Origin of the sequence: Moraxella marmotae (assembly GCF_042219885.1) — a bacterium.
Lineage (GTDB): Bacteria > Pseudomonadota > Gammaproteobacteria > Pseudomonadales > Moraxellaceae > Moraxella > Moraxella marmotae.
In genome coordinates, this window is sequence record NZ_JBHJHR010000004.1 from 188,005 (window position 1) to 210,470 (window position 22,466).

37 protein-coding genes are annotated in these 22,466 nt (G+C 40.2%); 4 read left to right on the plus strand and 33 right to left on the minus strand.

The window, feature by feature from the left end; translation table 11 throughout:
- Positions 1-81: 81 nt before the first annotated feature.
- The 19 genes from ACFBZI_RS11605 to ACFBZI_RS11695 form a co-directional block, all read right to left on the minus strand.
- Complete coding sequence (locus ACFBZI_RS11605; protein ID WP_375716532.1) at positions 82-564, minus strand: hypothetical protein; 483 nt, start codon at positions 562-564, stop codon at positions 82-84.
- Positions 565-594: 30 nt separating this feature from the next.
- Positions 595-1,218, minus strand: a complete 624-nt coding sequence (locus ACFBZI_RS11610) for a hypothetical protein (protein WP_375716533.1) — start codon at positions 1,216-1,218, stop codon at positions 595-597.
- Positions 1,219-1,691: 473 nt separating this feature from the next.
- Positions 1,692-2,357, minus strand: coding sequence for a hypothetical protein (locus ACFBZI_RS11615; protein WP_375716534.1), 666 nt, complete (start codon positions 2,355-2,357; stop codon positions 1,692-1,694).
- A gap of 203 nt (positions 2,358-2,560) precedes the next feature.
- On the minus strand, positions 2,561-2,899 hold the full coding sequence (locus tag ACFBZI_RS11620; protein ID WP_375716535.1) for a hypothetical protein: 339 nt from the start codon (positions 2,897-2,899) through the stop codon (positions 2,561-2,563).
- A gap of 67 nt (positions 2,900-2,966) precedes the next feature.
- Positions 2,967-3,617 carry a hypothetical protein gene (locus ACFBZI_RS11625; protein ID WP_375716536.1) on the minus strand — a complete coding sequence of 217 codons (651 nt, stop codon included), beginning with the start codon at positions 3,615-3,617 and terminating at the stop codon, positions 2,967-2,969.
- Between the two features lie 187 nt (positions 3,618-3,804).
- Positions 3,805-4,497 carry a hypothetical protein gene (locus ACFBZI_RS11630; protein WP_375716537.1) on the minus strand — a complete coding sequence of 231 codons (693 nt, stop codon included), beginning with the start codon at positions 4,495-4,497 and terminating at the stop codon, positions 3,805-3,807.
- Between the two features lie 120 nt (positions 4,498-4,617).
- Positions 4,618-4,758, minus strand: coding sequence for a hypothetical protein (locus ACFBZI_RS11635; RefSeq protein WP_375716538.1), 141 nt, complete (start codon positions 4,756-4,758; stop codon positions 4,618-4,620).
- A 210-nt stretch (positions 4,759-4,968) separates the two neighbouring features.
- Complete coding sequence (locus ACFBZI_RS11640; RefSeq protein WP_375716539.1) at positions 4,969-5,301, minus strand: hypothetical protein; 333 nt, start codon at positions 5,299-5,301, stop codon at positions 4,969-4,971.
- Between the two features lie 25 nt (positions 5,302-5,326).
- Positions 5,327-5,626 (minus strand): hypothetical protein, encoded by a 300-nt coding sequence (locus ACFBZI_RS11645; RefSeq protein ID WP_375716540.1) that lies wholly within the window; start codon positions 5,624-5,626, stop codon positions 5,327-5,329.
- Between the two features lie 182 nt (positions 5,627-5,808).
- The gene (locus ACFBZI_RS11650) at positions 5,809-6,456 is read right to left on the minus strand and encodes a hypothetical protein (RefSeq protein ID WP_375716541.1); all 648 of its coding nucleotides are present in this window, start codon (positions 6,454-6,456) and stop codon (positions 5,809-5,811) included.
- 197 nt (positions 6,457-6,653) lie between these two features.
- Complete coding sequence (locus tag ACFBZI_RS11655; protein WP_375716542.1) at positions 6,654-6,890, minus strand: hypothetical protein; 237 nt, start codon at positions 6,888-6,890, stop codon at positions 6,654-6,656.
- A 66-nt stretch (positions 6,891-6,956) separates the two neighbouring features.
- Positions 6,957-7,589: a hypothetical protein gene (locus ACFBZI_RS11660; protein WP_375716357.1), complete on the minus strand. Its 633-nt coding sequence runs from the start codon at positions 7,587-7,589 to the stop codon at positions 6,957-6,959.
- 93 nt (positions 7,590-7,682) lie between these two features.
- On the minus strand, positions 7,683-7,814 hold the full coding sequence (locus ACFBZI_RS11665) for a hypothetical protein (RefSeq protein ID WP_375716358.1): 132 nt from the start codon (positions 7,812-7,814) through the stop codon (positions 7,683-7,685).
- On the minus strand, positions 7,802-8,170 hold the full coding sequence (locus ACFBZI_RS11670; RefSeq protein WP_375716359.1) for a hypothetical protein: 369 nt from the start codon (positions 8,168-8,170) through the stop codon (positions 7,802-7,804). Before ACFBZI_RS11670 ends, ACFBZI_RS11665 begins: the two co-directional genes overlap by 13 nt.
- A 199-nt stretch (positions 8,171-8,369) precedes the next feature.
- The gene (locus ACFBZI_RS11675) at positions 8,370-8,828 is read right to left on the minus strand and encodes a hypothetical protein (RefSeq protein ID WP_375716360.1); all 459 of its coding nucleotides are present in this window, start codon (positions 8,826-8,828) and stop codon (positions 8,370-8,372) included.
- A gap of 38 nt (positions 8,829-8,866) precedes the next feature.
- Positions 8,867-9,175, minus strand: coding sequence for a hypothetical protein (locus ACFBZI_RS11680; protein WP_375716361.1), 309 nt, complete (start codon positions 9,173-9,175; stop codon positions 8,867-8,869).
- A 199-nt stretch (positions 9,176-9,374) separates the two neighbouring features.
- Entirely contained in the window at positions 9,375-9,935 is a 561-nt protein-coding gene (locus tag ACFBZI_RS11685; protein WP_375716362.1) for a hypothetical protein, read from the minus strand.
- On the minus strand, positions 9,925-10,146 hold the full coding sequence (locus tag ACFBZI_RS11690) for a hypothetical protein (RefSeq protein WP_375716363.1): 222 nt from the start codon (positions 10,144-10,146) through the stop codon (positions 9,925-9,927). Before ACFBZI_RS11690 ends, ACFBZI_RS11685 begins: the two co-directional genes overlap by 11 nt.
- 44 nt (positions 10,147-10,190) lie before the next feature.
- Entirely contained in the window at positions 10,191-10,880 is a 690-nt protein-coding gene (locus ACFBZI_RS11695; protein WP_375716364.1) for a hypothetical protein, read from the minus strand.
- 214 nt (positions 10,881-11,094) lie between these two features.
- On the opposite strand from ACFBZI_RS11695, the gene ACFBZI_RS11700 reads away from it, so the two are divergent.
- A complete protein-coding gene (locus ACFBZI_RS11700) occupies positions 11,095-11,328 on the plus strand; it encodes a hypothetical protein (protein WP_375716365.1) in 234 nt (77 codons plus the stop codon).
- Here the strand turns inward: ACFBZI_RS11700 and ACFBZI_RS11705 are convergent.
- Together ACFBZI_RS11705 and ACFBZI_RS11710 are read right to left on the minus strand one after the other, a co-directional pair.
- Positions 11,301-12,545, minus strand: a complete 1,245-nt coding sequence (locus tag ACFBZI_RS11705; protein WP_375716366.1) for a hypothetical protein — start codon at positions 12,543-12,545, stop codon at positions 11,301-11,303. The two genes, ACFBZI_RS11700 and ACFBZI_RS11705, sit on opposite strands and share 28 nt — an antisense overlap.
- Before the next feature lie 24 nt (positions 12,546-12,569).
- Entirely contained in the window at positions 12,570-12,884 is a 315-nt protein-coding gene (locus ACFBZI_RS11710) for a hypothetical protein (protein ID WP_375716367.1), read from the minus strand.
- A 299-nt stretch (positions 12,885-13,183) separates the two neighbouring features.
- Between ACFBZI_RS11710 and ACFBZI_RS11715 the strand changes: the two genes are divergently transcribed.
- Together ACFBZI_RS11715 and ACFBZI_RS11720 are read left to right on the plus strand one after the other, a co-directional pair.
- Positions 13,184-13,432: a plasmid stabilization protein gene (locus tag ACFBZI_RS11715; protein ID WP_375716368.1), complete on the plus strand. Its 249-nt coding sequence runs from the start codon at positions 13,184-13,186 to the stop codon at positions 13,430-13,432.
- Positions 13,422-13,694, plus strand: coding sequence for a type II toxin-antitoxin system RelE family toxin (locus ACFBZI_RS11720; protein WP_375716369.1), 273 nt, complete (start codon positions 13,422-13,424; stop codon positions 13,692-13,694). The genes ACFBZI_RS11715 and ACFBZI_RS11720 overlap by 11 nt, the downstream gene beginning before the upstream one ends.
- A gap of 179 nt (positions 13,695-13,873) precedes the next feature.
- Here ACFBZI_RS11720 and tnpA read toward each other — a convergent pair whose 3' ends face one another.
- A complete protein-coding gene (gene tnpA, locus ACFBZI_RS11725) occupies positions 13,874-14,293 on the minus strand; it encodes an IS200/IS605 family transposase (RefSeq protein WP_375716370.1) in 420 nt (139 codons plus the stop codon).
- A gap of 48 nt (positions 14,294-14,341) precedes the next feature.
- On the opposite strand from tnpA, the gene ACFBZI_RS11730 reads away from it, so the two are divergent.
- Positions 14,342-15,439, plus strand: coding sequence for an RNA-guided endonuclease InsQ/TnpB family protein (locus ACFBZI_RS11730; RefSeq protein WP_375716371.1), 1,098 nt, complete (start codon positions 14,342-14,344; stop codon positions 15,437-15,439).
- A 193-nt stretch (positions 15,440-15,632) separates the two neighbouring features.
- On the opposite strand, the gene ACFBZI_RS11735 is transcribed toward ACFBZI_RS11730, so the two are convergent.
- The 11 genes from ACFBZI_RS11735 to ACFBZI_RS11785 all read right to left on the minus strand — a co-directional run bounded on the left by ACFBZI_RS11735 (position 15,633) and on the right by ACFBZI_RS11785 (position 22,287).
- A complete protein-coding gene (locus tag ACFBZI_RS11735) occupies positions 15,633-16,037 on the minus strand; it encodes a hypothetical protein (protein ID WP_375716372.1) in 405 nt (134 codons plus the stop codon).
- Between the two features lie 89 nt (positions 16,038-16,126).
- A complete protein-coding gene (locus ACFBZI_RS11740; protein WP_375716373.1) occupies positions 16,127-16,594 on the minus strand; it encodes a hypothetical protein in 468 nt (155 codons plus the stop codon).
- Positions 16,595-16,769: 175 nt separating this feature from the next.
- Positions 16,770-17,261: a hypothetical protein gene (locus ACFBZI_RS11745; RefSeq protein WP_375716374.1), complete on the minus strand. Its 492-nt coding sequence runs from the start codon at positions 17,259-17,261 to the stop codon at positions 16,770-16,772.
- A gap of 5 nt (positions 17,262-17,266) precedes the next feature.
- A complete protein-coding gene (locus tag ACFBZI_RS11750) occupies positions 17,267-18,700 on the minus strand; it encodes a zinc ribbon domain-containing protein (RefSeq protein ID WP_375716375.1) in 1,434 nt (477 codons plus the stop codon).
- Positions 18,697-19,305: an IS607 family transposase gene (locus tag ACFBZI_RS11755; protein ID WP_375716376.1), complete on the minus strand. Its 609-nt coding sequence runs from the start codon at positions 19,303-19,305 to the stop codon at positions 18,697-18,699. Before ACFBZI_RS11755 ends, ACFBZI_RS11750 begins: the two co-directional genes overlap by 4 nt.
- A 26-nt stretch (positions 19,306-19,331) precedes the next feature.
- Positions 19,332-19,604: a hypothetical protein gene (locus tag ACFBZI_RS11760; protein ID WP_375716377.1), complete on the minus strand. Its 273-nt coding sequence runs from the start codon at positions 19,602-19,604 to the stop codon at positions 19,332-19,334.
- Positions 19,605-19,788: 184 nt separating this feature from the next.
- Entirely contained in the window at positions 19,789-20,442 is a 654-nt protein-coding gene (locus ACFBZI_RS11765; protein WP_375716378.1) for a hypothetical protein, read from the minus strand.
- A 187-nt stretch (positions 20,443-20,629) separates the two neighbouring features.
- Positions 20,630-21,337 (minus strand): hypothetical protein, encoded by a 708-nt coding sequence (locus ACFBZI_RS11770; RefSeq protein ID WP_375716379.1) that lies wholly within the window; start codon positions 21,335-21,337, stop codon positions 20,630-20,632.
- 196 nt (positions 21,338-21,533) lie between these two features.
- Positions 21,534-21,743 (minus strand): hypothetical protein, encoded by a 210-nt coding sequence (locus tag ACFBZI_RS11775; RefSeq protein WP_375716380.1) that lies wholly within the window; start codon positions 21,741-21,743, stop codon positions 21,534-21,536.
- 9 nt (positions 21,744-21,752) lie between these two features.
- Positions 21,753-22,046 (minus strand): hypothetical protein, encoded by a 294-nt coding sequence (locus tag ACFBZI_RS11780; protein ID WP_375716381.1) that lies wholly within the window; start codon positions 22,044-22,046, stop codon positions 21,753-21,755.
- On the minus strand, positions 22,036-22,287 hold the full coding sequence (locus ACFBZI_RS11785) for a hypothetical protein (protein ID WP_375716382.1): 252 nt from the start codon (positions 22,285-22,287) through the stop codon (positions 22,036-22,038). Before ACFBZI_RS11785 ends, ACFBZI_RS11780 begins: the two co-directional genes overlap by 11 nt.
- Positions 22,288-22,466 lie beyond the last annotated feature (179 nt).

Genomic DNA, 22,466 nt, shown 5'->3' on the forward strand with positions numbered 1-22,466 from the left:
AAAATCCAAAATCTCGCCTACAGGCATGGCGTAAAAAAGCCAACTTGTTACAGTTGGCTTGGTGGTTTAACCATGCTTTGCTTAAGCCATAGATGGGTTGCACCACTTTAAAAACAATTCATTCATTATGCAAATCAAAGCCGAAGCAAAACTGTCCCTTTTTGATTCTTTGTTGTCAAAGCAAAAATAAACATGGTCAATCTGCTTAACTGCTAGACCTAGTCGGCGTTGGGTCTCAACGGGCAAACACGCCACCCAAAAACCCCAATACTTTTTGATAGTGTCCAAATCATAAGACCATTTTATTGGCTCTTTGCTATTTTTGATATATCGTTGAAATAGCTTGCTTGGAATGCGCGTTGTAGTCGCCTTGCCATTTTTTACTGCTTCATTTTGAGCATGGTAAACGTGATAAACAGCTTGCACATGTTGCATATCTTGCTTGCTGATATTGAATGGCTTGGGAGCGGTGAACACATTAACAGCAATCTTGGCTATTGAATTGGTAAAACCCGACAGGTTCACAGTGTCTAACAATTCATTTTCTTTGTTTGTATGGCTCATGGCAAATTCCTATTGGTTGGTGGTTAATTTTCAAAATGGACATCTTGGCGGACCATAAGGCTTGACGAACCACGCCCCATAAAGGTTTTGCAACTTCGCCCAATTTTCTTCGGTGGCAAAAAATATCTTTGGCAAAACATCGCTAGCTTGGCTTTTGCCATCTTCGGTAAAGCGTGCAAGCAGTGAAATTTTGTTGTGGTTTGCATCGGTCTCAAAGATTGCCAGTGGGTAATTCTCATCGCCGCTATCTTCTAAGCTATAATAGCTTTTTCCAATATCAGGACAAAAAACCCAATCATGAACTTTAAATTTTAGCATTTGCATTTGTTTTCTTAGTTCTTTGGCGGTCTCTGGGTTAATGGTGGCAATATCCACAAGCTCGCCATTAACGGCTAATTGACAGTCAAAATCACTGTATTCAAAATGCCATTTGCTATGGTTTGGACTGTGAAGATAGGTAATTAGACATTGTTCTAAGACCCAACAAGCTTCATTGTAATAACTGGTTGGCGTTACGGCTTGGTCTTGCAAGCCCTCAGCGACAAATTCAATCATTTCTTGCTTGTTTTTGCTAACCAAGCTGGCTGAAGCTTCAAGCACAGCATGAATGTTGGTGTCATCTAGCATTTTTAGGGCGTTGATGATGTGTGGCATGGTTAAAGTTCCTTGTGTTGGTGCTTAACTTGATGAGAACATTATGCAACAAGAAAGCGAACAACAACCAAACATTACCCAAAGCCCTTATGATAGGGCGTTAGCCTTACATGTCTATTCTTTGCCTGCACCCCCACGAAAAAGCCCCACACTTGGCAGGGCTTGGACGAGCTATTTAAACAGGTTGTTGATCAGCTTATGACTGTAAACATTGGGCGTAAAGTCGTGTACAAAATTTGCGATTTTTTATACACGTTCAAACTGTCATGTATAAAATTTGCGATTTTTTATACACGTTATCCGCAAAGAATAGCACAAAGAAAACAAAACCACAAACTTTTACCTACAAGCCTTGATAGGGCGTTAGCCTTACTAACCTATTCTCTGCCCACCTGCCAATCCCCACCACCAACCCAAGCAAAAAGCCCCACCAATCGGCAAGGCTTTTTGTTTTCATTCGAGGCTTAGGCGGTTTATCCTTTGGCTTTGGTAAACCCAAATTCATTTGTAATCGTCTGCGTGGCGTTCAGTTGCTCGGAAATATCCACAATCTCAAACAGTTCACAATATTGCTCAAAAATCGGCATAAATTCGCTGACACCGTAACTATTCTCATATTTCAATACATATTCCTTAGCACTGCAAAAGTTAATTTTAGCTTTGCCGCTGGCTTGGTTAATTTTTACATCTTGGTAGCCGTGAACAAAGGCAAAACCGACTTCAAACTCACGCCCATTATCCACAATCTGCACAAAGCAATAACCATCATCATTATCTGCTTGCTTGAACATCTCCGCCAGTTTTTGCATGTTCAATTCACCATTCATAGTAACGATGTATTTTTCGTAATTATCGCCTGCTGGCATTGAACCTAAAAAACAACTCTCAATATTCAATTCATCAAGTCGCTCTTGATAGCGTTGTTGAAATGTTGCTTTTTCTGTGTAACTTGCCGATGGTCTAAATGCCGCCCCATAATGTTTATCACTGTAGATAAGGTTATTACAAATTTGCATGATGTTTATTGGCATGACTTTGGCAAAGCCCCATTGGTGGTGCGAAAAATAGACTTGTTGGGCTTTTTCACCGTCTTGGTTGACACCAGTAAAGCAAACTACCATTTGTGTGCGTTGTCCCATTTTTAACCTCTCTTGTTGATTGATTAACTTGATAGGGATATTATAGACAAGAAAACAAACAACAAAAAACATATCATCTAAAGCCTTTACGACAGGGCGTTAGCCTTACTAATCTATTTTCTAAGCTCAACCCTGCAGGCGAGCCACAAACAAAAATCCACCCATAAGAGTGGATTTTAAAGCCAGTTTTGTTCTGTCTGTTACTATGGGAAAAACCGAGTTGCCAAAGAACCAATTATACCACCTATCACAGAACTTGTTGCCAAGGCGATAATAAGTTGCAACCATGGAAACCACTTGGTTTCTTTTGTGGTTTTGTTTATTTCAGCCAAAAGTTTGTTATTTTGGATTCGCATCTGCTCAATCTCAGCCAAGTGTTTTTCATTCTGAATTTTCATTTGCTCAACCGTAGCGCGAGTTTGGGCGGTGATTTCTTGGGATCTAGTAATATCTTCTTGTAGTTTATATAAATTTAGCATAAATTTCACCTTTTCTAACTGTTGCTGGTTGAGTTCATTCAAATCGATGTCATTGATATTCATAATAGCACCTGTTCAAACAAAAGTCTAATTTTTCCAAGCCCTACCAATCGGCAGGGCTTGGCGGCTTTTAGTAAGCTGTTTCGGTGATTGTTTTATTATCTATGAATGCCTTGGCAAGATAGCCATCAATGCCCACATAAGCGGCGGATTTGCCACATTCTAGAGATTTGACTTGTTTTTTAATTACCGTTTCATCTTTGAAGTCATCGATAAATGGAGCGACTTCACGAGTGTAATAATTTTCGCTAACCAATTTTGAATGAATTTCACGCAGTAAAATGCCTTTTTTACCACTAAAGCCCACGACTTGAAAGAATGTCGCTCGGGTGCAATCCCAGCCCCATGTGTAAAACAGTACATCGCCAATATTGAAAACATCGCTAACGGCTGGGGCGTTGTCTTTGGCGTCTTTTTTGGCTTGGGCTACTCGGGTTTTTTCGGTGATAAACTGGTCAGCCATTTTTAATAATTTGCTAATATCATCGTCCCAAAAAGTAACTGGGTTTTTGGTGGTCTTGTTGCTGAACAGATAAAGGCGGTTGCCTGCTTCTCTTTGGCTGATAAAAGCGGCAGATTTGCTCAATGGGTCAAAGCCGATAAGTTCCATACCCAAGCCCCAGACTTTGCGAGTGGCATGCAATTTGGCGATATTGGCATTTTGTTGTGCCGCTTGTTCAAAAGTGGCATTTGCTTGGGCTTTGATGGCTTGAATGTTCATGGTTTGAGTTCCTGTGTTGGTTGGTTGATAAGGACATTATAAAAAAAAAGGAGAGAACAAGAACACAACATCATCTAACGCCTTTACCATAAGGCGTTAGCCTTACTAATCTGTTTTCCACGCCACAGCAGACGTATCATAAAAATGCCCCACCGTAGTAGGTAGGGCATCAACCAACAACACAACATTAATCAAAGTAGGCACTGTATTTTTCAGCGACGCCATACTCTTTCAAAATATCTTTTTTAGCTCGGACATCGTGATAATAGGCGAACTTGACTTCATTATCAATGGTTCTAATGCGTCCAACATGGAAGAAAGGGTCATCGATAGTATAACCATCAGCTTGCACATCGTAGCGTTTTGCCAGCTCTTTAATCAGCGGTTCAGGAACCTTATATTTAGTTTCTCCTTTGATACAAATGCAATCTTTTTCTTTACCATCGGTGCTAATGCTGAACTTAGCATCAAAAGACTCCGTACCGATATTCTGTTTCGCCCATTCGTACCAATCGCAAGCACCGTATTTATCAAAAAGTGCAACATGTTCAGCAAGTTCTGGGATTTCTCTAATTTGCTTTTTAGCATCGCCAATGGTGGTTTGTGGGTCAATGCCCAAATCATACAATTTTTGTTTCTGATAGAAGTTCAGTCTATTCTTAGTGCTTTCAATGGTTAAATCGTCATCGGTGCTAGATAGTAGCTTAACAACCACAGCATTGGTCATACCCAAACCTCTGTCACGCAGCTCAGCAGGCATGGGAATTGCCTTGTCAAGCGTGAAAAAGCCTGTCTTTTGTGGGTTTAGGTCATTGAGCATTCTTTGAATGTTTTCATTTGAACCTTGAAAATAAACAATGGTTTTTACATAGTCAGCCATAATAAAATTCTCGTGTTGTTTGGTTGATTGATGGGCTATTAATATAAATACAATTTTGGTTAAAAAGCACAATATATGGTGTATTTATATCAGGTTTACCACATATTGTGCTATTTTTACTTAGCGAACAATACAGATTTGAAAATGATTTGGCATGGCTTTTTCAATATCACGCAAATCTTTTGGTAAAGGTTTGACTTGCTTGCCTTGGGTTGGTGTGGTGGCTTTGGTAGCCTTGGTGGTTTGAACTTGATTGCTCATTTTTTAGCTCCTGTTGGTTGATATATCGCTTGTTGCGATGGGTTTATTATAGAACAACAACAGGTCACAAAAATTAACCGTTCTCAAAAGCCCTTATGATAGGGCGTTAGCCTTACTAGTCCATTCTCCGCCATCACGCCTGCACCAACACCGCCAAACAAACACGAAAAAACCCCACCAATCGGCAGGGCTTTATTTTATATCTCACAATCATTCACCAATCAAAAAGCTGATTTCTTCAATATTCAACTTTGCCAAATCTACCACTTGCCCGCCATAGGTCAGCTTACATTTGTACTCATCAGCAAAGACTTCCCATTTCCATTCAGACTCGGCAAAGCGGAAGTACTCAATAAAACAGCACCGCAAGCATTCGCAAATTTCAGCATAAAACCGAGCAGGCGTGCAAACTTCATCTTCAAAAATACCATCAAAAATAGTATTAATGGCTTCTTGCTTGTCCAGTTCCAGTAGGTTGGCTACTAGGTTAATCAGCATATCGGCGTTGGTATTTGCCAGTTGGGTTGGGATTTGCTTGGTCATGGTTTGCTCTCCATAGTTTTATAATTTAGGCTTGATTTTCACGGATTTTAGAAATGCAAGCGATAAACTCATCAACAGCACTACAAAGAATTGTTTCATGTTCAGGTTGAAAATAATCAGCCAATGTAAATTCTTTTTCCCATATGTCATAGGTTAGCACACAAGGACTTTCACCTGTGGTGGCGATAAATTCTGTAAGTTTTGTTTTAAAGTGGTTTTTGCTAAATTCTAGAATAGCTCCGCCTTTCTCAAGGTGCTTGCGAGCCCATGAGCACGGAATGCTAATAAAAAACACATTGCTTTTTTGGTGGTTGATAGTAGCCATAATAAAATCCTTGTGTTGGTTGGTTGATGTGGTTATTATAGGAAGAAAACAGAACAACAAATCACATACTACCTTGAACCCTTATGATAAGGCGTTAGCCTTACATGTCTATTCTCTGCCCATCTTGCCTGCCAAGCAGGGCAGGGCGAAAAAAAGCCCCACACTTGGCAGGGCTTGGTTTACTATTCAATGACGCTAATTGTGGTGTTGAACTCTTGTTCATAATGCGAAATCGCCATTTCTAAATGTTCGGTAAAACTATCACGGTCATAGCAAATATCACTTTTATAAAACCAGCGGTCTAGCTTTGATTGTACAAACTCCACAAACTCCGCCAAATCGTGTATGCCTTGCAATCTCTCGGCAACCAGTTCAATATCATCAGCAATATCTAAATCATAGATGATAGACAAGCTACAAGCAATGTCATCCACATTCCACGCACTCACCGCAAAATATCCCAGTTTTTCCATTGCATTGAGCAAATCAGAAAAATTGGCGTTTTCTAGCAGTTTTGGCGTGTTGTCTTGGTTAAAAAACGCCTTGCCGTCATCGTTTAAAAATTCAATCTCTGGATTGATAGATTTTAACGGCGTTACAATGTCTTTTAGTAACTGCTCGTCCATGCCGTTGATAAAGATTTCTACATTACCGCTGTCATCGTCAGCATCGTCAAACTGCAGTAGATACACGGCTTTGACATCGTTTTCATTATCAGTGTTAAAAGTGATTAAAAGCTCGTTATCTTTATCACAGACTTTAACGCTAACATTAGCATTGCTTTGGTTGTTGCAAGTGAACAAATGTTCTTTGTTGATAAAAAGGCTCATAATGATTTCCTTGTGTTGCGTTGATTAACTTGATGGGGTTATTATATGATGAACGGGAGAATACAAAACAATAAACCGCAGTATCCCTTGTGGTAGGGCGTTAGCCTTATTGGTCTATTCTCTGCTCATCGTCCGCCTGCAGGCGTGGCAACAAAAAGCCAACTATAATAGGTTGGCTTGGTTGGGTAAATTGCCGTTTAAAATTGCAGCCTCACCATTTCGCCATTATTAATTGCATAATCGGCAAAGCTAACATCGGTTGCGTTTACATCAATTGTTTGTTCAATTCTACCATCGCCAAAGCTGATAACACCGTCATCTGCTGCTTGCCAAATCAGTTGTTCAATGTCGCTATCGCTTGCGTCAATTGGAACTTCTACGAAAAAGCTACTAGTAATTACTTCTTGGGTTTTGACTTCAACAATGCGTTTCATATTTAATCCTTATTTTGATTAAGCCATGCCGCCAGTTGGCAAGCATGGCATGGGTTGGGTTTGGGTTTATTCGCCACTAAAGCCAAAATCTGTATCGATTTTTTGCGTTTGGTTCAACTTGTCCGAAATGTCATCAATGCCATAAATTTTTAAAAAGCTGGTGAACATTTCAATATAGCCATCTGGCAAATCGGCGGCGTTGGCTTGTAGGTATTTTTCCACGCTACAAAAATTAATCTGTGGCGGATTGTTTTTAATCTGATACTCATTGCGAACAAAGGCGATGCCGATTTCTCGTTGTTTGTCGTTTTCCACAATCTGCATAAAACAATAACCATCATCGTTGCCATAGGTGTTGAAAATATCCACCAAAGTTTGCAAGTCTAATTCTTTATCGGTTGCGATATTCCTTTCTTTTAGACTGTGATGGGGCAAATCGCCAGCCAAAATGCAAGATGGGATGTTTAACTCATCAATGCGATATTTGTATTGCTCGGCAAAGGGCAAATTTTGCTGGTCGCCGCTTTGGCATTGCCAAAATGGGCTACCGTAAACATATGTATGGACAATTTGCATAACATTGCTTGGCATAACTTTGCCATGCCCCCAATGATGGTAGCTGTAAAACAACTGATGGGCTTTTTCGCCGTCTGTGTTGATGCCTGTAAAGCTGATGACCATTTGCGTTGGAGAACCCATGATAAATTCCTCGTGTTGTTGATTGATGGGATTAGTATAAGGTAAGAAACAGACACCAAACCAACAATCCGCAATAGCCCTTATGATAAGGCGTTAGCCGTGGTGGTCTTGCTCTGCCGCCAAAAATTCTCTATAATAACGCTGCTGGCAATCACCTTTGTCAGTTGGTTGTAGTGGCTTGCATTCTTTGAGTGCAAGCCACTTTTTGTTATTTAATAAACCCAAACAGGTCCGTCAAGACGGCTTACACCATCATCATAAATGGTTCTGTCGTAGTCGCCAGTTATTAGTGCGATTACCGCCTTGCCAGTATTTTCAGGTTTAACAAAATTGTTGATTTCGTGGTTACTGTAGCTTGTGCTATTAGGTGCTCGTCTGACTAAGCATCTCACTGGCTCATCATTCCAATTTGGGTCTGTATTGACATAACAAATGCGGCCATTATCTTTATTAATAACAAAGCCACTACAACCAATTTGCCGGTCATTTCGTTTGATACCTGTCACCTTATATTCCAAATTTACATTTTCGGTGTTGGCGGCTTTGACCATGTTTTTCAATTTAACAGTGCGGATAAGCATAAAATTCACCTTGTGAATGGTTGTGGTTGATGGGTTTATTATAGGGCAGAGAACCAACACACAACAAAGCATTGCCCATATCCCTTATGACAAGGCGTTAGCCTTACATATCTATCTACCAAGCCCACCGCCACGCCTGCAACCAAGTCATAAAAAATGCCCCATCTATTACGGTGGGGCATCAACCAACAACACAATATCAATTATCTAACTCAATATCGCCAAAAACCAAATCATGCAACTGTGGCAAGTCTGTAAAGCGTTTTCCTTGATATTCGCCTTTGATTGCCAAATCATGCTCATTTTCAAAAACAACATCATCATCTAAATTCACATAACTGCGCAAAACAGCCAAATGGGCATTTTGAACAGCGGTGTTCAAATTCTGGTCATTTACCCATTCATCATAGTAGTAAAGATTATCAAGAATTGGTTTGAGTTCCGAACCTAACCGCAAAAAGTAGTTTTCATCTAGCTTGGTAAGGATTTTATCCAGTAGAGCGATTTTTAAAGATAGAACACATTGCAAAATATCATTATCGCTTTGGATTTTCGCCACATCAATAGCCGCCGATGCCAGAAAAAATGGCATTTGTGCATATTCATTTATCCATTCTTTGATTGTTGGCAACAGTTTTTTGTAATGCTCAAGATTCATGGTTTATTCCTTGTGGTTAATTGGTGGTTTAGCGATGATTATTCATCATCGCCAAGTTCAAAGCGGCAAATTAATTCTTGGGTGATGGCTAAATGTTTGTTGTAATAGCTCATATCCGCCCATTTTTGTTCTAGCTCATACAGCAAATCCAACAAATCGTAATATTGGGTTCTAATGCTCACATGATGCCAAAATGAGCCATTGCATTTTACTTCAAGAAAATCCAACATTTCACGGTTAGACATTTGGGCGATAGCTACCAAATCTACTTGTTGCGGTGTGGTAGGAATGCCTAGTGTGTTGGCGATGGCTACAAGGTTTGGCGTGGTTTGTGCTTGGTTTAACATGGTTTGTTTCCTATGTTGTTTGGTTGATGTAGGTATTGTAAGACACAATAGGAAGACGAAACCAGCTATTGTCTTAAGTCTTTATCAATAGGGCGTTAGCCTTACATATCTATTCTTCGCCCACCACAGCAGTCCAAATCCAAACCATAAAAAAGCCGACAGCTTAACCATACCATCGGCTTTTTCCAACCATCACAAGTCAATCATCAAGAGAAACATTTAATCCTTTACTTTGACTATTCTTATATTGTTCATCAATCGTATCACGAATTTGATCAATCACTGCAAGCACTTTTTGGCGTTCTTCATCATGGATTCGCTGCAATCGAAGTAAGTTGCCATAAGTAATGCCAACATCAACGCCGTTGGTGTCTAGCATTTCTTTGTAGGTGGTTTTCATCTTTTCTAGTGACTCATTGCACTGAGCTTCTAGGTCAGGGTGGACACCTATACTGTCATTTGAAACCCACCACCACAAAGGTGTAATGCCTGTGGTTCCTTTGAAAAGATCCCCATATTCCCTATACTCTTGATTTGCCCAAGTATCGGGATTGCAGGCGGTTGAATATTCATATCTTTCTACGCGAAAATCGTCAAGCATTTTTTGGATTTTTTGACTTTTATCGCCCACTATTGGGAACTGCCTGTCTGCCGACACCCACAGTAGCGACGAAAACGCGAGAATAACTAAGAAAGCGAAAGCCACAAGCGGAGCTAAAAATATTACCAGGTCTTCATTGTACCTTTTATCAGCACTCATCGCCATTCTCCATCTCATCTACCAAATCTTGCAATCGGCTTTCAACAAATTGCAAGCCCTCTAAGTAATAATAATATTGCAAGAACAACTTATCATCACCAAAAAACTCGGCATTGAATTTTTCAGTTTTAGCAGATGAGATTTCATCTGCTAAATCTTCAATAATGCCTGCCAATTTGCCGATAAGTTCAGTTTTGTTAGAACAATTCATTATCATCACCATCAATCTCAGTAATCACTTTGCCTGTTATAATATTAATCAGCCAACTCATCATCATAGAAATAATCGCCCATGCCGTGGTTTTCTAAGACAGTTTGCATATCAGCTTCGTTTTCATAGTAAATGAAATAGACTTCGCCGTCGATTGTGTCAATATCCGATACATACAACTGGCACTGTTCGATAGCACAGCCGTGGACTGGCAAATCATAGCGTTTTACCAGTTCTTTGATTATTGGTTCAGGAACAGACCAAGCAGTATCACCAGTGATGCAAACGCACTCTTCAACTTGACTGATACAAAATTCAGCATTGAAAGATTTTGTGCCAACATTTCTAATCGCCCACTCGTACCAATCACAAGCACCATATTTGTCAAAAAGTGCAATGTATTCAGCAAGCTCTGGTATTTCTCTAATTTGCTTTTTGGCTTCACCAATGGTGGTTTGTGGGGTGATGCCTAATTTGTATAGCTTTGTTTTCTCGCCTGCATGCAGGTTGTTGTCATCACTTTCAATGGTTAAATCGTCATCGGTGCTAGATAGCAAACCATCAACAACATATCCTACCATAGAACTATCAACGTCTAACAACTCAGCAGGCATAGCAATCACTTTATCCAGCGTAAATTTGCCTGTTTTTTGTGGGTCTAAATCGTCCAGCATTCTTTGAATGTTTTCATTTGAACCTTGAAAATAAACAATGGTTTCTACATAGTGTGGCATAGTTAAATCCTCGTGTTGGTTGGTTAGGTTGATGGGTTTATTATAGGAAAAGAAGAAGCAAAGAGACAAATTATCACCCAAAGCCTTTGCAATCAGGCGTTAGCCTTATTAATCTATCAACCACCGCCGCAAAGCTATGACAGGTTGTCAGAATATTACTTATATTGTTATAATTAGATGCATTAACCACAAGACCTTTTGGAAAGCCTAGACCATGAAAAAACTAACAACCCTTAACGAGTATATGGCACGCCTACCACAGGGTGAGCAAGACCAAATCAATGCCAAAACTCAAAAACTCAAACAAGCCTATGAGCTAACAGTTACGGTTTGCAAACGATTGCAAACCACCAAAACCGCAAACCAGCCACAGCAAAAGCCCACCATTTCGGTGGGCTATCGTTGCACTCAGACAGACAATCAAGCACAAACCAAATCATGCAACTGAAAAATATTTTCAAAGCGTTGATTTTGGTAGCAACCACTGAAAGACCGCCAAATCTCATTCTCAAATTCATTAATATCATCATCGACAACCACAAAACCAGTTATCATGTTGAACAGTGCATTGCGAGTGGTTATTTTTAAGTTAATCTCATTTTTCCATTCATCATATCGGTATAAATCTACCAGTAACGGTTTAATGGCTTTGCCGAAACCATAGGTCCACTCTATATTTAACTTTTCTAGTATTTTAGCAGCCAAAACAATTTCCAAATTTATTTTATCAATGCCATTGATAGAGGTGTTTTGTGCTATTTTGTCAACTTCAAAAAACGCCTCACCCAAGAAGTAATAGGCACAGCGTCCTTTTTCGGCGATCCATACTTTGGCAATTGGTACAAGTTGGCAGGCGTGGTGGGGGTATCCGCTCACTGTTTTGTCCTCGTTGGTTGTGTCGAATGCATCCAGCCAGTAAGAATAATCAGGCAACTTTTGTTCGATGATTTCTACCAACTTTAGGCAGTCGTCATCATCTAAATCATAATCTAAGTCGGCAACGCCTGACTCTTTTGGCTCGTCCATGTTTTGAAAAGCAACATTGAATAAATCGCTAAACTCAGCACTATCTACAAAATCGTATTGGTCAAAAGCATAGGCAAACTTTTTATTTCTAAACAAAGCTACGATTTGTGGCATGTTCCAGTTAATATAAACTTGCCAAATCAATTCTTTGGCACGGTACATCAAGTCAATATCAGCTTGTGGACTGGCAGGCTCCATCAAGTAATCTGAAATGCCATAGTTTAGATAGTAAAACAAAACATCAAAATCACGGCTATTATAAGCTGGGATTTGATTGTATGGCAACAGCTCGCCATCTTGTACCGCACAACTGATAAAATCCTTGGCATATTCTGGCAGGTTGCCCAATTTATTGGCAAATGGCAAATGGTGCAAATAATCAACGCCATAGTCATAAAGCCCTAGTAAATGGCGTGGCTCATCACCACCCAAACCAACACCAAGAACAACATCATCACCGATGATTTCAATATTGAGTTGGTCTTTATCGCAAGGCCACCAAGCTGATGGCAATTGTCGGTAGCCATTCTTGCCAGCTTGTTCATAGGCTTTGACAATCGCATGGATTTTATCTTGCACGGCAGGCGTGAACTGCTCAAAATTTGGGTTCTTTTGTTTGATAATGTCGATTAAGTTCATAGGTTTCACCTTGTTGGTTGCGGTTTACTGGTTGTTTAGTAGCGATTCAAAAGTTATTTTGCCATCAAGCACAGCACTGATTTGCTTAGGCGTACAATCTCGCAGCTCAATCCAAAAGCTGGCTTGTTTGGCAAGTGGCAACTCATAGGCTTTGCGTTTTTTATCGGCAGCCATAATGCCCACCGCTTTTAAGTAACGCTGGCGAATTTCAACAGCCCATTTCTTTTGCTTGTAAGAGCCTTGCAGGGTGTCCATATCATCTTGTTTGTCTTGCAAGCAGGCTTTGGCAAGCTCAGCGATTTGGCTTAGTAAGTCTTGGTTTTGGGCTAAGGTTGTCATTTCTACCCCCTTGTTTACTATTTATTGATAATATCATAAACGATATTAAGCAAAAGTACAATATGTGGTGTTTTGACTTGGTTACTCACACACATTGTAGTGGTTAAGTGGATAGGGGTATTATAGACCGCAGCAGAAAACACAAAACCAATTACTATCTTTAGCCCCTTATTAACAGGGCGTTAGCCGTGCTTGGTCGTCTTTGTTATCGGGGTGCTGTTTTGTACATTAAATGGTTGCCAAATAGTACTTTTAATGGTACTATTAATAGCACCATAAATCAAAAGTAAGGAGTGTACATGTTGAGTGTTATCCATAGCCGATATATTTCCAGTATTAGCGATTTCAAAAAAAGCCCAATGGACGCTTTAAATACTGCTGACGGTCAAGCCGTTGCCGTGCTAAACCGAAATGAGCCAGCTTTTTACTGTGTCCCAGCGGCACTGTATGAAAAAATGCTTGATCTTATTGAAGATTACGAACTTGCACAAATCGCAGAAGAGCGTAAAAACGAACCAACAATAAGAGTAGATTTAAATGACTTATAAGTTGGAATTTAAAGAAAGCGCCAAAAAAGAATTTGATAAACTTGGTCCAGACATTAAAGACAAATTCCGCAAAAAGTTGGCGAACGTCTTGGAAAACCCAAGGATAGCCAAAAACAAGCTCAGAGGTAGTGGTAGTAAAGACCTTTACAAAATCAAGTTGAGAAGTGATGGCTATCGCTTACTTTACCAAGTTTTTGACGATGAAATTGTTATCATTGTCATTACTGTTGGCAAAAGGGACAATGTTTATTCAAACTTATGATATGGCTATGCCTTGTCTTAGCACTAAAAATCCACTATAATAAAGTCGCTGGTAATCACCTTACCAGTTGTTGGTTGTAGTAGCCTGCATTCTTTGAATGCAGGCTGCTGTTTACTTAATGATTATCCCCGCCACCGTAAAACCACCAACTTCAGGTGGTGGATATAAGGTGGCTTTTACTACTGTGGTGTGTTTTGCTGTTCAATATATTGTCGAATGATTTCAATTGGCGCACCGCCACAACTGCCTGCAAAATAACTTGGGGACCACAGGGCATCGCCCCAAAGATTTTTGGTAATATTTGCATATTGCTTTTGCCTGAGTTTGCGACTGGACACTCCCTTAAGGCTGTTTACCAATTTGGATATGCTCACCTTTGGTGGATAATGTACAAGCAAATGTACATGGTCTTCTTCACCATCAAATTCAACCAAAGTGCTGTCAAATTCAAAGCAAACCCGCTCAAAGATACTTTGCATGTCATCTAAAATTTCTTTGGTAAAGACTTTTCTTCTGTATTTGGTAACAAAGACCAAATGCACATGAAGATTGTAAACCACATGACGGCCTCGTCTTATTTCGGGTTTTTGACTTGACATATAATTAGACCAATGTATAATTAAGCTATAAATATCATACCATAACCCATGAAAACACTCAAGTTACGCATTTACGATAAACACAAACACCAACTTGCAAAGCTCTCAAGTTCGGTGAATTTTGTGTGGAATTATGTGAATGAGTTGAGTTATAACTATCTGCAACGCAAAGGTAAATTTTTATCTGCCTATGACTTAAACGAATATACCACAGGTAGTGGTGCATTACTTGGTTTGCATTCTCAAACCATTCAAGCCATTAATGAAACGCATGCCAAAAACCGTAAGCAATTTAAAAAAGCCAAATTAAAATGGCGAACAAATAACAAAACTGCAAAAACAAAATCCTTAGGTTGGATTCCATTTAAACATTCTGCCATTAAGCTTATTGAAACCTATCAAACAAACAAAACCGCACTAAAATCAAAATTACAATTATCACTTGGCGGTGGTGAAAAACTTATTATCACTGTCTTTGACCAATACAACTTGTCACAATACGACATCAACACTTGTGAAATTGTACAAGACAGTCGTGGGCATTGGTATGCCTGCGTTACCGTGAAAAACTATCCCAAAACAAACTGTGGCACACAATCTGTTGGCTTGGATTTGGGCTTAAAAGACAGCGTCACTGCCAGCAATGGTGATAAACTTAGCATGAAGTTCACTGCCAAATATGCCCAAAAACTTGCCAAAGCTCAACGAGCCAATAAGAAAAAGCAAGTTAAAAACATTCATGCCAAAATCAAAAATTCAAGACTTAATGCCATTCATCAATTCACCAGCAAATTAATCAAAGACCATGCTTTGATTGTGATTGGCAAACTAAAGTCCACCGCATTCACTTCAACCAAACTGGCTAAGTCTGTCTATGACGCAAGCTGGTTTGAACTCAAAAAACAGTTGGAATATAAGTGCAAGCATGCAGGCTGTCTTTTTACAGAAGTTAATGAACAATTTACAACCCAAACCTGTTCGTGCTGTGGCGATATGTCCAGTAGTCCGAAAGGTAGAATAGGTTTAGGAATAAGAGAATGGACTTGTGGTGCTTGTAACACCACGCATGACAGAGATGTCAATGCAGCCAAGAACATTCTCCGTATCGGACGTGATACGCTAGTTGTAGGAAGCCCCGCAGTTTAGCAAGGGGAGTACGTCACAACGCTTGCTATTATGAAAGTCACCAAGCCTAAAAGCTTTAGCATGCCCTTTATCACTCGGCATGCCACATCTGCATGCCAATTCATTACTGTTGCTAAGTAAAAACAAAAGATCGTCGTAAGCAACAAGCCAATAATCGACGCTGCTTTAACACCGTTCACAATCCGCTCCTTTTTCAAATAAACCGAAACGCTATATCAACATCTTGCTTGTGCAAGCTATAAGACAGCATTTCCAAGGTTTTTGCTTGCATGATTTGCTGGTACAAAAAATCTGCCAATTCTCGCTTGATTGTTTTAGTTTTACCATTGACGCTGATGGTTGAGCGTTGGTTGTCGGCAACTCGATAGGTCAAAAGCACCCGAACATCGGCCACTTCGGGATTGGTTTTAACAATGGTTTTTAACAGATTGATGGTGGTGGTGAAATTGTTCAAATCGAACTCGTATTTTTCGCCATTTTCAACAAAACCATAACGCACCACATTTTTTTCAGTATCGTGGCGTAAGTGGGGCAGAGGCAAAATTTTGTCTGCCAACTCAACTGCCATTTCAATTTGTTGCTGTTTTACTAAGCACATAAAAACTCCTTATTGATTGAAAAATAAATTATCGATTTTGCCAGTCAATGCACAAACCGCAGCTTGTGCATTGACTTGTTGGTTACTAATTAAGAACAAACCAAATCATGTAACTGAAAAATATTTTCAAAGCGTTGATTTTGGTAACAGCCACTAAAATCTCGCAATTCGCTGTTTTCAAAATCATCAATATCATCATCAGTGGTAACAAAATCAGTTACCATATCAAACAATGCATTTCTAGCGGCAATTCTTAGATTGTTTTGGTTATTCCATTCATCGTAGTTGTGCAAATCCATCAATCTTGGGCTCAAAAATTCGCCAAAGTCGTGGAACCAATCTACATTTAACTTATCTAGCACTTTAGTTGTTAGAACAATTTCTAAATTGTTCTTATCGTCATAATTGACAATATTCTTTTGTTCCATCTTATCAACTTCAAAGAACGCTTGAGCCAAGAAGTAATCAACGCATCTTCCTTTTTCGGCAATCCATGCTTTGGCGACTGGGACAAGCTGATAGGCATGTTGAAACAGTGGTGGAATATTGTTGTTCATGGTAAATCTCCTGTGTTGGTTGATGGGGTTATTATAGGGTAAAGAGAAACGACGGAATCACATACTACCTTTAATCCTTATGATAAGGCGTTAGCCTTACTAATCTGTTCACGCCTCCCCAATCTCCAAAAAAAATCCCCCGCACTTAGCGGAGGATTGGTTGGCTTATTTCAAATTAGGCGGCCACATCCACACAATCAGTTGTCAATGCTTGTTCCAAAAACGCAATCAGTGGGCTTTGATATTCCTCGCCTTGGCAACTGTTGCCAATTTTTTCAATCAGCTTGGCTTTTTCATCAGCGTCCCAATAGCAATATGGGTCTAAAAACTCATCAAAATAAATATCTGCAATCGCTTGATTGTCTTTGTAAACTGTTACCGAACCAGTCAAAGGTACATCAAAAAACAGATTTTGTAAGCTTTGCTTATCCCAAACTTTATGCGTAGATAAATCCTTAACCTGAATAGCATCGCCTTGACAATAGCCACGCACAGTATAATCGTATTCCAACTCGCACCAGTCATTTTCTTTGTAAACAGTAGTGTAATGCTGTTCAAAATCCACTGTTAGCAAGTCATCGATAAGCTGTGCTTTTGTGTAGGCGTCGGCGTCGTGTGGATACCAACCCCCGTAAAACCGACAAAGCCCCCACAATTCCTGTTCCAAATTCCCTACCTATTGTTAACCAATGAGCAGTTGTTTAGTAATTCACGCTCCGTTGACTGGTGCAACTGGAGCACGGGTTGGACAGTCTCAACCGATTGGCGAAGTCTATCTTGCAAGATGGCTTTCACTTTATATTTGCTATGCCACAACTTAATCTCATCGTCATAATGTCTTGCTAAGATGTTCTTTGCTGCGTTTGTGTCTGCATCCAACACTTCCCCGTTTTCACGGTAAAAGCGATCACCAACACGCTTGCCTGTTAACAGACCATTGTTTTGGCTATCACCTTGCGAAGTGTAGGCGGCATTGACCAAACTAAGCAGTACACCGTACTGCTGAGATGTCTTTTGTAATGCTGCTTGGATTGTACCTTTTACCCAAGCAGACAATCTTCTGTTTTGGTTTTTACCATAATTTTTTGATTTGATGGGTGCGGACAAATCTTCTGCCACAATAACATTGCTTTGCCCTGCCAACTGATGACAAGCAGTATAAACCACTGTTTGCACCTGTTGTTGATGTCTTTGTTTTTGAGCATCAAGTTTTTGTCTGCCCAAATTGTTGTCTTTAATGCGTTGGGATTTGGCAGGATTGCTGATTTCGTATTTTTCCGCTAAAGCTCTAAGCTTATTGCGTCTTTGATACTTGGGTTTTAATTTGTCAGAGTGGGCAGATAACAACTCGCCCAAATTCTCACCATAGCGATTGCCGTTACTGTCGGTAAAAACTTCGCTGTATCCTTTGTCTATACCGATAATCTGATTGGGTTTATTTGCACTCACAAACTCATCTTGTTTGCTTGCTACCTGTTTGCATAAACAAACTTTTAGCACCGCTTTACCTTTTTGTCGAACCAAGATTAAACGAATGGTGCTGTCAATCGCTGTTGGGTGCAGGCAATTTAGGGGAATAACAATGCGTTTGCCTTTGACTAAACCTTGTAAGGCAAGATAACTTCTGCCGTTATGCTCAAAATAACGATAGCAACCTGTATCAACCACAATTTGGTTATTGACTTTGGTTCTGCCACGTGGCATTAGCTTTCTGACCAATCTGTGTAATAAGGGGTGGTCAAGATAAGCTTGTTTGTCAAACGGGTATTGTTTAAGCAAAGATTTGGCAGATTCTACACCCAGTGTTTGATACAGTTTTTTAACCAGTAATGTCTTACAAGCCTCATTTCTGGCATTAATATCACCAATCACATCTTGTAGCGTGGCTTTCCATAATCTGGCAGGAATGCCTTTAATTCGCTCGTCTTGACAAGCCAGCCAGTTATCACGGATTTGTCTGTGATTAAGCTTTTTAGGTTTTGAGCCAAACTCATGCCAAATACTGGCGCGTAAAGCACCCAACAACGCACATAACTGCTGAATTTGAGCCAGTTTTGCTTGGCTCAAAGGCAGAGAATAGATGGTGTGGGTGGTGATTTGGGTCATGGTTTATCTTCAATCAGATTTTTGATTTTGCTTTTGTATTTTCTTAAGCCATACAGTCTTGAGCTAAAGCTGTGAACAATGGCTAGCATGTCTTCAACCATTTCTTGTTGGGGAGATAACTGTTCTTGATTGGCAACAATGATTTGACAACCTTGTCTTTGTGCCATCTCTTCAAAAAAATCAAAACCAAAACGAGCCAGTCTGTCTTTATGGGCTACATACAGTTGTTTAATCTCACCATCAATAATGCGATACATCAAGGATAAAAAGACCTTGCGTTTAAAGTTTAAGCCACCGCCAATCTCTTCATGCCATTCATCAACGGCAATGCCACGAGCCAAACAAAACTGTTGCATGGCAGACAATTGGGAGGCTAAGTCGTCTTTTTGGGCTTTTGAAGACACACGACAATAAACCACAATCTTTTTATCTTCAGGGACAACGCCATTTCTTTGACGCACCAAGGCAATATCATCATCAGTATAATAACGCTGATTAAAACCTGTGCGTTTGGCAGGTAAAACACCCTCATTATCCCAACGGCGTAAGGTTGAGACAGAAACGCCAATAATCTTAGCGAATTGATGAGGGCGATAGTGGTTCATGTTTGCTCTTTTCTTAACTATAATGGCTAATTATAGCAAGGAATTGTTAGGAAATCAAGGTCTAGTTGGGGCTCTTTTCGCATTTTTTGCAAATGCGATTTTTTGAAATAAGGTTCACTTTTTTGTTGTTCGTTTTCAAACAAAACAAGATAATCGACGCCACGGCGGTTGCAAAAAATCAGATTAGCACTGTAGCCACTGGCGTTGTTCTCGAAAGCTTGACATTCAATATCCATCAAATCAGTAGAGTGATAGAGTGAGCATTCAAAAGAGAATAGAACAGTTTGTTTGGTTTTCATAGCAATTTACCTATGTTGTGGTTGATGGGGTTATTGTAACAACAGGAACAGAAAACAAAGCAAACAGCTCCTTTAACCTTTGCGATAAGGCGTTAGCCTTATTAATCTATCTACTGCACCCTACTGCACCATCGCAGGCGTGAAAAAAAGCCCCACACTTGGTGGGGCTTGGGTTTGGCGGTTCTTAGTAGGGTGTTTCTAAAAAAGTATCGTTTGCATCTACCACTCTGGCAAAATGGTTATCCATCTTAAGGTAAACATGCGAGCGGTTGCCAAATTCCAATTTTTGGGCTTTTTTGCTGATGATTTTATCACTTTTAAAATCGTTTACAGCGGGGGCGATATAATCGCCGTGGCGTTCTTGCTTAATCAATTTTGCATGAATTTCACGCAATTGAATTGTTTGCTTGCCACTAAAGCCAACAACTTGGAAAAAGTCCCATTTGGTGCATTCGTAACCGTAAAAGTAGGCAAAAACATCCCCAATTTTAAACATTGCATCTGCTGATGGGGCGGAGGTTTTGGCTGCTTTTTTAGCAGTGGCAAGTTCTTTGTGCTTATTGATAAAATCATTGGCAATTTGCAACAGCTTGCTATTATCGCCACGCACTGTGTGAATTTGCGGGTTTTTGATGGTCTTGCGTGAGTACATCAAAACAGAACTGGCATCGCCACGCTCGGTGATATAAACCGCTGACAAGCTCACTGGGTCAAAGCCCAACAAATCGTAAGCACTGTTACGGCTGCGGGTTTGGTGTAATTTTTGAGCGGTTTGGCTATTGATTGCCACTTGGTTAAAATTGGCTAGGGCTTGGGCTTTGATTGTTTGGATATTCATGATTTGAGTTCCTGTGTTGTTTGGTTGATGTGGCTATTATAGGACGGAAACCAAACACGCAAGAAAACAATCCGCAATAGCCCTTTACGATAAGGCGTTAGCCTTATTAATCTGTTTCCCATGCCGCCACAGGCGTGGAAAAAAATGCCCCACCGTAGTAGGTAGGGCATCAACCAACAACACAACATCAGTCCTCAAAGTAGTTTTCGTAAATGTCATATTCTACCAGTAGTTTTTTCAACTCATTCCACTGGCTCAAACAGTCATAATAAGTAAAGCAAACTTCGCCATCTACAGTCTCAATTCTGACGCCATAATCTGCACCATCATCAACCGCACAGCCATTCATCGCTAAACCAAACTTGTTGGCAAGGTGTAGCAACAGGGCGGTTGGCGGTGTGTATGCCGTGTCCGCACCCAAAGCCACTGAAATTTCGCCATTGTCCAACTCGTTTTCTTGATAGTAAATCGGCACATCAACAAGAGTTCCCCAATGCTCAAACCCCCAATCTTCAATATGCACCGCACCATACTTATTAAATAAATCCACAAAATATTTGATGGTTTCATCATTACTATTTTGCAAGCGTTGTTTGGCTTGGTGGGTAGTCGTGTAACCACTGATGCCCGCTTTTTTCAGCTCTTGCAAGCGTTTAGCAGACAAGCCCAGCATTTCAACAGGGCGGTTATCGTCTTTACTGCTTAAAATGGCATGAATGGCGGTTGGAAATTCCATGCCCTCTGTGGCTTGAATATCGCTTGGCATTGGGATAATATCGCTAAGATTGAAAAACTTATGCCCATTTTCTTGCTTGTCGCCCAATGATGCAATAAAGTTCTTAATGTTCGTTTTTGGTGCTGTAACAGTAACTTGCACATCTATCCAGTTAGCCATAGCAAAATCCTCGTGTTGTGGCTGGGTTGATTGACTTGATGGGGTTATTATAGAGCGGAGAAAAATAAGAAAACAAACATTACCCCCAACCTTTAACAAGGCGTTAGCCTTATCAGTTTGTTTGCCACCCACAAGCCCACGCCTGCACCCCACAACAAAAAGCCCCACCAATCGGCAGGGCTTTTTTAAATCTAATTTAGTCTTGTTGCTGGTGCTTGTCAAAACTGGCTAGAGCTTCAACAAATCGGATAGCACTGGGGCAATCCTTAAAGGTTTTGATTTGCTCTTTATCGCTGTTGGCGTCGATAAATAAGTAAGTTACATCATTAATAGGTAGAATGGTAAAACTTCGCTCATTAACTGACGCTTCCCAAACCATCGCCGCTGTCTTATTCCAAACAATCATTTTAACCCCCTAAATTTCAATCTGTGTTGGCTGTTGTGGTTGCGGCTGTGGTTGCTGCTTAAAAATCAGTTTTTCGGTTGTGATGCCATGTTCAATCACTTGTTTAATGCGGTTTAGTTCATCTTGCCCTTGTTCTAGCTGGGCGTTTGTTTGCTCATTGATTAACCGCATAAACTTGATTTGCTGTTTTTGTTCTTGAGCCACGCCATAAAATCCGTAAGCCAATAAACCGCCTGTAAGGTTCGCCAATGACAGTACACCAGCACCGCCAATGATAAGCCATTTTTTGATATTAGTTTTCATAGTTTGCCACCTTGATTTGTTCGTTTTGCTCATTGATTTTAAGCTGGGCTAATTCTTTTTTGGCTTCATGTTGAGCCAACCAAGTAGAAAATTCAGCCTTTGATTTTTCGGCGGTTTGTTTTTCGTAATAGTGCAAGCCTACCAAAAAAACAAGAACTAAAACCGACACGCCGCCAACGAACAAATCCGCCAAATCTTGCAAGCGTTTTTCGCTTTGTTCAATACTAATGTATTTTGCCATAATAATCACCTTTGTTGTTGTGGTTGATGGGGTTATTATAAACAGCAAAAGCGAACAGAAAGTGTTTGTTATCTTAAGCCCTTTAAGATAAGGCGTTAGCCGTCACAGTCCATTGTTGGCATAGTGCAGGCGAGCCACAAAAACCATTGCGAAATTGCGAATATGAAAAAAATGCCCCA

Coding starts and splice junctions, on each gene's coding strand:
- ACFBZI_RS11685 (WP_375716362.1), bottom strand. CDS start 9,935: ATGAGTGCTGATAAAAGGTACAATGAAGACCTGGTAATATTTTTAGCT.
- ACFBZI_RS11640 (WP_375716539.1), bottom strand. CDS start 5,301: ATGACCAAGCAAATCCCAACCCAACTGGCAAATACCAACGCCGATATG.
- ACFBZI_RS11700 (WP_375716365.1), top strand. CDS start 11,095: ATGAAAAAACTAACAACCCTTAACGAGTATATGGCACGCCTACCACAG.
- ACFBZI_RS11670 (WP_375716359.1), bottom strand. CDS start 8,170: ATGCTTATCCGCACTGTTAAATTGAAAAACATGGTCAAAGCCGCCAAC.
- ACFBZI_RS11765 (WP_375716378.1), bottom strand. CDS start 20,442: ATGAATATCCAAACAATCAAAGCCCAAGCCCTAGCCAATTTTAACCAA.
- ACFBZI_RS11770 (WP_375716379.1), bottom strand. CDS start 21,337: ATGGCTAACTGGATAGATGTGCAAGTTACTGTTACAGCACCAAAAACG.
- ACFBZI_RS11625 (WP_375716536.1), bottom strand. CDS start 3,617: ATGAACATTCAAGCCATCAAAGCCCAAGCAAATGCCACTTTTGAACAA.
- ACFBZI_RS11710 (WP_375716367.1), bottom strand. CDS start 12,884: ATGACAACCTTAGCCCAAAACCAAGACTTACTAAGCCAAATCGCTGAG.
- ACFBZI_RS11605 (WP_375716532.1), bottom strand. CDS start 564: ATGAGCCATACAAACAAAGAAAATGAATTGTTAGACACTGTGAACCTG.
- ACFBZI_RS11655 (WP_375716542.1), bottom strand. CDS start 6,890: ATGAAACGCATTGTTGAAGTCAAAACCCAAGAAGTAATTACTAGTAGC.
- ACFBZI_RS11760 (WP_375716377.1), bottom strand. CDS start 19,604: ATGAAAACCAAACAAACTGTTCTATTCTCTTTTGAATGCTCACTCTAT.
- tnpA (WP_375716370.1), bottom strand. CDS start 14,293: ATGTCAAGTCAAAAACCCGAAATAAGACGAGGCCGTCATGTGGTTTAC.
- ACFBZI_RS11785 (WP_375716382.1), bottom strand. CDS start 22,287: ATGGCAAAATACATTAGTATTGAACAAAGCGAAAAACGCTTGCAAGAT.
- ACFBZI_RS11720 (WP_375716369.1), top strand. CDS start 13,422: ATGACTTATAAGTTGGAATTTAAAGAAAGCGCCAAAAAAGAATTTGAT.
- ACFBZI_RS11615 (WP_375716534.1), bottom strand. CDS start 2,357: ATGGGACAACGCACACAAATGGTAGTTTGCTTTACTGGTGTCAACCAA.
- ACFBZI_RS11610 (WP_375716533.1), bottom strand. CDS start 1,218: ATGCCACACATCATCAACGCCCTAAAAATGCTAGATGACACCAACATT.
- ACFBZI_RS11650 (WP_375716541.1), bottom strand. CDS start 6,456: ATGAGCCTTTTTATCAACAAAGAACATTTGTTCACTTGCAACAACCAA.
- ACFBZI_RS11780 (WP_375716381.1), bottom strand. CDS start 22,046: ATGAAAACTAATATCAAAAAATGGCTTATCATTGGCGGTGCTGGTGTA.
- ACFBZI_RS11750 (WP_375716375.1), bottom strand. CDS start 18,700: ATGACCCAAATCACCACCCACACCATCTATTCTCTGCCTTTGAGCCAA.
- ACFBZI_RS11680 (WP_375716361.1), bottom strand. CDS start 9,175: ATGTTAAACCAAGCACAAACCACGCCAAACCTTGTAGCCATCGCCAAC.
- ACFBZI_RS11715 (WP_375716368.1), top strand. CDS start 13,184: ATGTTGAGTGTTATCCATAGCCGATATATTTCCAGTATTAGCGATTTC.
- ACFBZI_RS11645 (WP_375716540.1), bottom strand. CDS start 5,626: ATGGCTACTATCAACCACCAAAAAAGCAATGTGTTTTTTATTAGCATT.
- ACFBZI_RS11690 (WP_375716363.1), bottom strand. CDS start 10,146: ATGAATTGTTCTAACAAAACTGAACTTATCGGCAAATTGGCAGGCATT.
- ACFBZI_RS11675 (WP_375716360.1), bottom strand. CDS start 8,828: ATGAATCTTGAGCATTACAAAAAACTGTTGCCAACAATCAAAGAATGG.
- ACFBZI_RS11755 (WP_375716376.1), bottom strand. CDS start 19,305: ATGAACCACTATCGCCCTCATCAATTCGCTAAGATTATTGGCGTTTCT.
- ACFBZI_RS11695 (WP_375716364.1), bottom strand. CDS start 10,880: ATGCCACACTATGTAGAAACCATTGTTTATTTTCAAGGTTCAAATGAA.
- ACFBZI_RS11705 (WP_375716366.1), bottom strand. CDS start 12,545: ATGAACTTAATCGACATTATCAAACAAAAGAACCCAAATTTTGAGCAG.
- ACFBZI_RS11740 (WP_375716373.1), bottom strand. CDS start 16,594: ATGAACAACAATATTCCACCACTGTTTCAACATGCCTATCAGCTTGTC.
- ACFBZI_RS11630 (WP_375716537.1), bottom strand. CDS start 4,497: ATGGCTGACTATGTAAAAACCATTGTTTATTTTCAAGGTTCAAATGAA.
- ACFBZI_RS11735 (WP_375716372.1), bottom strand. CDS start 16,037: ATGTGCTTAGTAAAACAGCAACAAATTGAAATGGCAGTTGAGTTGGCA.
- ACFBZI_RS11730 (WP_375716371.1), top strand. CDS start 14,342: ATGAAAACACTCAAGTTACGCATTTACGATAAACACAAACACCAACTT.
- ACFBZI_RS11620 (WP_375716535.1), bottom strand. CDS start 2,899: ATGAATATCAATGACATCGATTTGAATGAACTCAACCAGCAACAGTTA.
- ACFBZI_RS11635 (WP_375716538.1), bottom strand. CDS start 4,758: ATGAGCAATCAAGTTCAAACCACCAAGGCTACCAAAGCCACCACACCA.
- ACFBZI_RS11660 (WP_375716357.1), bottom strand. CDS start 7,589: ATGGGTTCTCCAACGCAAATGGTCATCAGCTTTACAGGCATCAACACA.
- ACFBZI_RS11775 (WP_375716380.1), bottom strand. CDS start 21,743: ATGATTGTTTGGAATAAGACAGCGGCGATGGTTTGGGAAGCGTCAGTT.